This is a genomic window from Providencia sp. PROV255, from assembly GCF_028478065.1.
GTDB lineage: Bacteria > Pseudomonadota > Gammaproteobacteria > Enterobacterales > Enterobacteriaceae > Providencia > Providencia rettgeri.
Map to the genome: position 1 here is coordinate 37,108 of NZ_JAMPMI010000027.1, position 7,455 is coordinate 44,562.

General features: G+C 44.2%; 7 protein-coding genes and 1 riboswitch. Of the genes, 1 reads left to right on the plus strand and 6 read right to left on the minus strand.

Annotation, left to right across the window (positions count from 1 at the left end):
- Positions 1-190 precede the first annotated feature (190 nt).
- Complete coding sequence (locus PR725_RS20860) at positions 191-1,492, plus strand: uracil/xanthine transporter (RefSeq protein ID WP_004265869.1); 1,302 nt, start codon at positions 191-193, stop codon at positions 1,490-1,492.
- Positions 1,493-1,546: 54 nt separating this feature from the next.
- On the opposite strand, the gene thiH is transcribed toward PR725_RS20860, so the two are convergent.
- The 6 genes from thiH to thiC all read right to left on the minus strand — a co-directional run bounded on the left by thiH (position 1,547) and on the right by thiC (position 7,098).
- Complete coding sequence (gene thiH, locus PR725_RS20865; protein WP_004265866.1) at positions 1,547-2,668, minus strand: 2-iminoacetate synthase ThiH; 1,122 nt, start codon at positions 2,666-2,668, stop codon at positions 1,547-1,549.
- A complete protein-coding gene (locus PR725_RS20870) occupies positions 2,665-3,435 on the minus strand; it encodes a thiazole synthase (protein ID WP_110732256.1) in 771 nt (256 codons plus the stop codon). The genes thiH and PR725_RS20870 overlap by 4 nt, the downstream gene beginning before the upstream one ends.
- 2 nt (positions 3,436-3,437) lie before the next feature.
- The gene (thiS, locus tag PR725_RS20875; RefSeq protein ID WP_004265860.1) at positions 3,438-3,638 is read right to left on the minus strand and encodes a sulfur carrier protein ThiS; all 201 of its coding nucleotides are present in this window, start codon (positions 3,636-3,638) and stop codon (positions 3,438-3,440) included.
- Positions 3,626-4,384: a HesA/MoeB/ThiF family protein gene (locus PR725_RS20880; RefSeq protein ID WP_004265857.1), complete on the minus strand. Its 759-nt coding sequence runs from the start codon at positions 4,382-4,384 to the stop codon at positions 3,626-3,628. The genes thiS and PR725_RS20880 overlap by 13 nt, the downstream gene beginning before the upstream one ends.
- Before the next feature lie 76 nt (positions 4,385-4,460).
- Positions 4,461-5,126, minus strand: coding sequence for a thiamine phosphate synthase (gene thiE / locus PR725_RS20885; RefSeq protein WP_109913192.1), 666 nt, complete (start codon positions 5,124-5,126; stop codon positions 4,461-4,463).
- Positions 5,110-7,098, minus strand: coding sequence for a phosphomethylpyrimidine synthase ThiC (gene thiC / locus PR725_RS20890; RefSeq protein ID WP_115166449.1), 1,989 nt, complete (start codon positions 7,096-7,098; stop codon positions 5,110-5,112). Before thiC ends, thiE begins: the two co-directional genes overlap by 17 nt.
- 144 nt (positions 7,099-7,242) lie before the next feature.
- A riboswitch (TPP riboswitch) is annotated at positions 7,243-7,354 on the minus strand.
- Between the last annotated feature and the right edge of the window lie 101 nt (positions 7,355-7,455).

A 7,455-nucleotide genomic window follows, 5' to 3' on the forward strand; every position in this document is an offset into this window, starting at 1 on the left:
CCCCCGCTTTATTTTTATCAACTAGTCGGATGAAAATAAAAATAGAGAATTAATAGCGTATGAAGCTATTTTTTATCATAATAAGAATAAATGATGATTTATAAATATCATAACAATTAGATTTAAATTAGAAATTTTCCGTTATAAACATTAATCTGGTCAGATATATAATCACCGGTAAGGAATGAAAATGCGGAATATTGCTATTACAAAAAATAATATTATTTCTGGCTTTCAATGGTTCTTTTTTATCTTTTGTAATACGGTTGTTATTCCCCCGACGTTACAGTCTGCTTTTCATTTGTCACCACAAACCACGTTTGTTATTACTCAGTATGCTTTTTTATTAACAGCTTTGGCTTGCTTGTTGCAGGCATTTATAGGCCATAAACGCTCTGTGATGGAGGGGCCAACAGGGTTGTGGTGGGCAACAATTTTAACCGTAACTTTGTCAGAATCTATGCAAGGAACTCCTCTTGAGACGATTGGATGGAGTTTGGCCATGGGGATTTTTCTGTCTGGGATTATTACTATTCTTATTGGCCTAAGCGGTCTTGGTGGTTGGTTAGCGGGTTTGTTTAAGCCAGGCGTGCTGGTGGTCTTTATGTTTTTACTTGGCGCGCAGCTGGTCACTATTTTTTTAAAAGGGATGTTAGGGCTACCCTTTGGTGTTGGCAGTGAAAATATTACAGTTAATTATCCTGTATTCTTTTTGGCGCTCACAGTACTGGTATTTGTGATAGGAATTATTGTGTATTTACCCGTGAATATTAGTAAATATGCATTACTAATAGGAACAATCACAGGGTGGGTTGCTTATAGTGGGTTATTTGGCAGCACGATATCATCTGTTTCATCAGGAGAATGGGGGCTATTTCCATTAGGCCGCTCCGATGAAATTAATATAAGTATTGTGATAACAGCGATTTTGGCTGGGATATTAAACACATCAAATACGTTTGGAGCAATGCGAGGAACGGATGTATTTTACCCCGATTCATTACCCGTTAAGTCCTTATATCGGCGTAGTTTTATGATGTCAGGAGTTGTAACAATATTAGCAGCGCCGATAGGCGTAGTGCCTTTTTCACCGTTTGTTTCATCAATTGGTCTAATTACTCAAACAAAAGACAGTTCACGTATCTCTTTTACGATTGGCAGCCTTATTTTCTTATGCGTGGGGGGCGTTGCGGTATTGACTCAATTTTTCCGCTCTTTGCCGTTAGCCATTGGTAGCGCGGTTATGTTAGCGACTTATTTGCCGCTGCTATTTTCTTCATTTTCATTTCTTGCGGATATGAAACTGAATGCACGTAATATTTATCGCCTCGCATTACCTATTTTTATTGGCATTTTTTTGATGTCAGCCCCTGCTGCGGTACTAAATTCGTTACCAACAATGTTTAGTTCTTTACTGGGTAATGGGTTACTTATGGGCATTATATTGGCTCTTATTTTAGAAAATACGATCAAGTGGGATAAAATCTCCTAAATAATAAAAGAGCACTAAGCGGTTGTGCAGCTAATGCTCTTTTTCAGTAAAATTCTAACGGCCTAAATAACCATCCCAATCTTTCCAAACGGGCTGTAAACCAGCTTGCACAAGTGCATTCGCTACTTGTGCGGCACTGCGGTTATCATTTGGAGAAAATTGTTCTAGCTCTTCTTTGGTATCTGCATAGCCGCCTGGTTGGGTTTTCGAGCCAGCACTGACGTTGTTAATTGCCAATGGCACCACGTTATCACGGAAATAAGGTGATTCACGGGTTGAGAGTGAAAGCTCTACATTTGGCGCCAGTAAGCGAAAAGCACAAATTAATTGCACTAATTCGGCTTCATTCATCAGTGATGCCGGTTCAACACCACCCGCACAAGGGCGCAAGCGAGGAAAAGAGATAGAATAACGACTTTGCCAGTAGTATTGCTGTAAGTACAACAAATGTTCTGCAACCATATAGCAATCAGTACGCCAACTGTTTGATAAACCAATTAACGCACCAAGGCCGATTTTATCTATACCCGCTTCTCCTAAGCGTTCTGGCGTGGCTAAGCGCCAGTGAAAATCCTGTTTTTTGCCTTTGAGGTGATGGAGTTGATACGTGGGCTCATGGTAGGTTTCTTGATAAACCATCACACCATCTAACCCCAGAGTTTTTAATTCCTTATATTCATCTGTGCTTAATGGCTGCACTTCCATCATTAAGGAACTGAAATAAGGGCGAATGATGGGGAATGTGTGACGAAAATAGTCCATACCCACTTTACTCTGGTGCTCTCCGGTGACTAGCAATAAGCTATCGAAACCAATTTTGCGAATGGTTTCGCACTCATTGATAATTTCAGCGTCATTTAGCGTTTTACGTTTAATTTTATTACTCATCGAAAAACCGCAATAAGTACAATCGTTTGCGCATAGGTTCGATAAATAAAGTGGAACATAAAACCCAACGGCATGGCCAAAGCGTTGTCGGGTGAGTTTCTGAGCTTTTTGTGCCATCAGCTCAATATAGGGACGGGCAGCAGGGGAAAGCAGTGCCATAAAATCATCGAGTGTGAGTATATCCACCGCTAAAGCATGTTCTACATCGGCAGGTGTTTTACTGTTTATCCGCAGTGTCGTATCGTCCCAATCCAGTGCTTGTAAGCGTTCTTGGAAGCTTGGGATCATGATAAGGCCCCTAAGAAACTGGTCAATGGGCTGGACGCTTGCGCCTGTTGCTTCGGCGTAGCTAAACCACTTTGATAAGCTAATTCAGCCGCTTCGACCGCGAGTTTAAACGCTTTTGCCATGAGTACAGGTTGTTTTGCTACAGCGATTGCAGTGTTGACTAAAACGGCATCAGCGCCCATTTCGATGGCTTCTGCCGCATGGCTTGGTGCACCAATTCCGGCATCTACAACGACAGGTACAGAAGCTTGTTCAATAATGATACGGAGCATTTCTTTCGTTGCTAAGCCTTTGTTTGTGCCAATCGGTGCGCCTAATGGCATCACAGCGGCACAGCCAACTTCTTCTAAACGACGGCATAACACCGGGTCTGCGCTGCAATAAGGCAATACAACAAATCCCTCTTTAACGAGCTGCTCTGCGGCGAGTAATGTCTCGATGGGATCCGGTAGTAAATAACGCATATCCGGATGGATTTCGAGTTTGACCCAGTTAGTACCAAGGGCTTCACGAGCTAGGCGTGCAGCAAATATCGCCTCTTGGGCATTTTTCGCCCCTGAGGTATTCGGTAATAGTTTCACGCCCAATTGTTGTAGAGGTTGTAAAATACCGTCATCTTGCCCACGTAAATCAATACGTTTCATTGCCATTGTCACTAATTGACTGCCGGATGCCGCAATGGCGTCTTGCATGAGGTTGGCGCTGGCAAATTTACCTGTTCCAGTAAATAGGCGTGAGTGAAAAGTAAAATCTGCGATTTTTAACATCATTAGCCCCCCGCGATAGCTTGAAACAACAAGATATTATCTTGGTCATTAATGAGATATGAATCCCACTGACTCTTCGGAATGATCACTTGATTGATGGCAAGTGCAGTTCCCACCATTGGGCGATCGAGAGTGGAAAATAATTGATTAACCGTCAGTGGGGCGTCGAATTCCATAGGTTGGTCATTAATTATGATATGCATGTTTCTTCCCGACAGATTGGACATTGCAGTGACGGCATTAATTGCAATGTATTCCATTGTTGCTGTTTTCCATCGAATAAACGCAATTTACCGCTCAGTGAAGAGGGAAGGCCGACAAGTAATTTAATGGCTTCCAGTGCTTGCAACGTGCCGATAATCCCAACCACTGGCCCTAATACCCCAGCAGTGCGGCAGTTGCGTTCGGGTTCATCTTGGTCTGGGTATAAACAGGCATAGCAACCGGTACTAAATGGCGGCTCAAGTACCATTAATTGGCCACCAAACCCAACAGCACTGCCGCTGACTAAGGTTGTATTGGTCATGACACAGGCGGCATTAACTGCATGACGAGTGGCCATGTTATCGCAGCAATCAAGCACTAAGTCGACTTGTTCCGCTAATGGAATTAAAGTCTCAACATCCAACTTTTGTGCGATAACATGGGTTCTTACCAACGGATTGAGTTGATGTAGCCTATCTGCGGCAAGCTGGGCTTTTGACTGGCCAATATCATCGGTATCGTAAAGTACCTGCCGTTGTAAGTTAGAAACGTGTAAGTCATCGTGGTCAGCTAGCCACAATTCGCCGACACCAGCGCCCGTTAAATAAAGGGATGCGGGAGAGCCTAAGCCCCCTAAACCGACAATTAGGACTTTGCTATTTTTCAGTTTTTGTTGCCCCTCAGGACTGATGTCTTCAAGTAATAGCTGGCGGCTGTAACGCATGAATTCTTGGTCACTTAACATGATTGAATTCCTTAAATCATCATTAGCCCTGTTTTTATGACGATAAACTAGGGCTAATTTTGTGATTAAAAATCGACTAATTGGCGTGATCCCGCTCAATTAAATTCAGCAAAGTTTCTGTTGCGGCGCGCCAATCATCGGCTTTAGTAATCGCACTGACTAGCGCGACACTCCCCACTCCAGTTGCTAGCACGTCAGGCACTTTATCAATGGAAATCCCACCAATGGCTACCGTTGGGTAATCAGGTGTTGCTTCCACCATGGCTTTAAGTGTTTCTAAACCCTGAGGCGAAGAAGGCATCTCTTTGGTTTGTGTTGGAAAGATATGCCCCATGGCAATGTAGGAAGGGCGAACCGATTTTGCGATAGCCAATTCATGCTCATCGTGCGTTGATATTCCTAACCGTAAGCCCGCTTGGTGGATTGCTAATAAATCGGTAGTTTCCAAATCTTCTTGGCCTAAATGTACGCCATAAGCACCAAACTCGACCGCTAACCGCCAGTAATCATTAATGAATAAGCGTGCGTTATGTTTTTCCCCGAGCGCAATAGCTTGTTGAATCTCATCACGAACATCTGCGTCAGATTTGTCTTTGATACGCAATTGAATTGTGGAAACACCTGCATTAAGCAAACGTTCAATCCATTCAACGGAATCCACAACGGGATAAAGCCCAAGGCGTTGTGCAGTCTCAGGAAAAGGGCTATTTGGGAGAGTTATAGCATTAGGCAATTTTGGCATTTTCATCCACCTCAGCATTCACAATTTCAGCACCGTGATAGAGTTCGCTGCCATGGGCACGGAAGGCTTCTGACATCTGTTCCATACCCGCTTCTTTTTCATTTGCTTCTTTTTGGGCCGCGTAGTCACGAACCTCTTGGGATATTTTCATTGAACAGAATTTAGGCCCACACATAGAACAGAAATGAGCAATTTTCCCAGAGGCTTGTGGTAAGGTTTCATCGTGATATTTGCGAGCAGTTTCAGGATCTAACGCCAAGTTAAATTGGTCTTCCCAGCGGAATTCAAAACGGGCTTTGGACATGGCGTTATCACGGATCTGTGCACCTGGGTGGCCTTTAGCAAGGTCAGCGGCATGGGCTGCAATCTTATAAGTGATTAGCCCTTGTTTAACATCTTCTTTGTTCGGTAATCCTAAGTGCTCTTTAGGGGTGACATAACATAACATCGCACAGCCAAACCAACCGATCATGGCGGCACCAATACCAGAGGTAAAGTGGTCATAACCCGGAGCAATATCTGTTGTTAGAGGCCCTAACGTATAGAATGGCGCTTCGTGGCAGTGCTCTAACTCTTCGGTCATATTGCGGCGGATCATTTGCATTGGTACGTGGCCGGGACCTTCAATCATGACTTGAACATCATATTCCCACGCAATTTTTGTGAGCTCACCAAGGGTATGGAGCTCGGCAAATTGAGCTTGGTCGTTGGCGTCTTGAATTGAACCGGGGCGTAGTCCATCCCCTAACGACAAGGAAACGTCGTAAGCGGCACAAATTTCACAGATTTCACGGAAGTGCTCATACAGGAAATTTTCTTGGTGATGAGACAAGCACCATTTTGCCATGATAGAGCCACCGCGAGAGACGATCCCTGTTAGGCGTTTAGCTGTCATTGGCACATAGCGTAGCAATACGCCGGCATGGATAGTGAAGTAATCGACACCTTGTTCTGCTTGCTCTAATAATGTGTCACGGAACATTTCCCACGTGAGATTTTCGGCGACGCCGTTCACTTTTTCGAGGGCTTGGTAAATCGGAACTGTACCAATAGGCACGGGGCTATTACGTAAAATCCATTCGCGGGTTTCGTGGATATAACGGCCAGTGGATAAATCCATGACGGTATCTGCCCCCCAGCGTGTTGACCAAATCAGTTTTTCTACTTCTTCTTCAATGGATGAGGTGACCGATGAATTACCAATATTGGCATTAACCTTAACCAAGAAATTACGACCAATAATCATTGGTTCTGATTCGGGATGGTTGATATTGGCTGGGATAATAGCGCGACCCGCCGCCACTTCTTGGCGAACAAATTCAGGGGTAATATTCTCTGGCAAATTTGCGCCAAAGCCTTGGCCTGGATGTTGTTGCAATAAAACTTCGCCACGAATACGTTCACGTCCCATATTTTCGCGGATTGCAATAAACTCCATTTCAGGGGTAATGATACCTTTGCGTGCGTAATGTAATTGGGTAACACACTTGTTAGTTTGGGCTTTTAACGGGTGGGGACGGTTGTTAAAGCGTAGATGGTCAAGGCCTGCATCAGCAAGGCGTTGTTGTGTGAAGTCAGAGCTGAGATTTTCTACTTTAGTGGTGTCTGAGCGCTCGTTTATCCATGGCGCGCGAATTTTTTTCAAGCCTTTGTGAACGTTGAGTTCTGATGTTGGATCGCCGTAAGGGCCTGAAGTGTCGTAGATAGGAACGGGTTCGTTATCTTCAAATTGCGGTTTGTCTTTGTCGCCACCAATAAGGGTTTGCGAAAGCTGAATTTCTCGCATTGGGACTTGGATATCGCCTCTTGAACCTTGAAGATAAATACGTTCAGAATTGGGAAATGAAACGCCAGAAACAGTGTTGATAAAGTTTTCAGCGGCATCACGTTGGGCTTTACGAGTGCGAGCGGGTGCTGCTTGTGGCGATAAATCAGCTGTAGGGATGATATTTTGTTGTGTATTATTGGACATAGCAATTTCCTGACATTGTCACGGCTATCACATCTTAGTGTGTAGCGGGTTTATCGAAAGAAAGTTGCTTGTCAGGAGTTCGGAGGAGTAATAAAAAGACATTGCGTTTAATTTTTAGCCAAATGAGAGATGGCAAAAAGACGCTGAGTGATTACTCTTGTTCCCTTCGCGGGTATTAACCCGATCAGGTTCCGCGGATCCCGAATTAACGGTCTCAGCCCGATGCTATGCATGCTAGGCACTCCGACAAGAGATTTCAGTATAAGCTTTCCTCGTCATTCTTCAAGCGATAAGTGCGTTGGCTGCGCTCGGCTCCCCAAGTCACATACTTGTGTATGCTCCTTGGGATATTCTCGC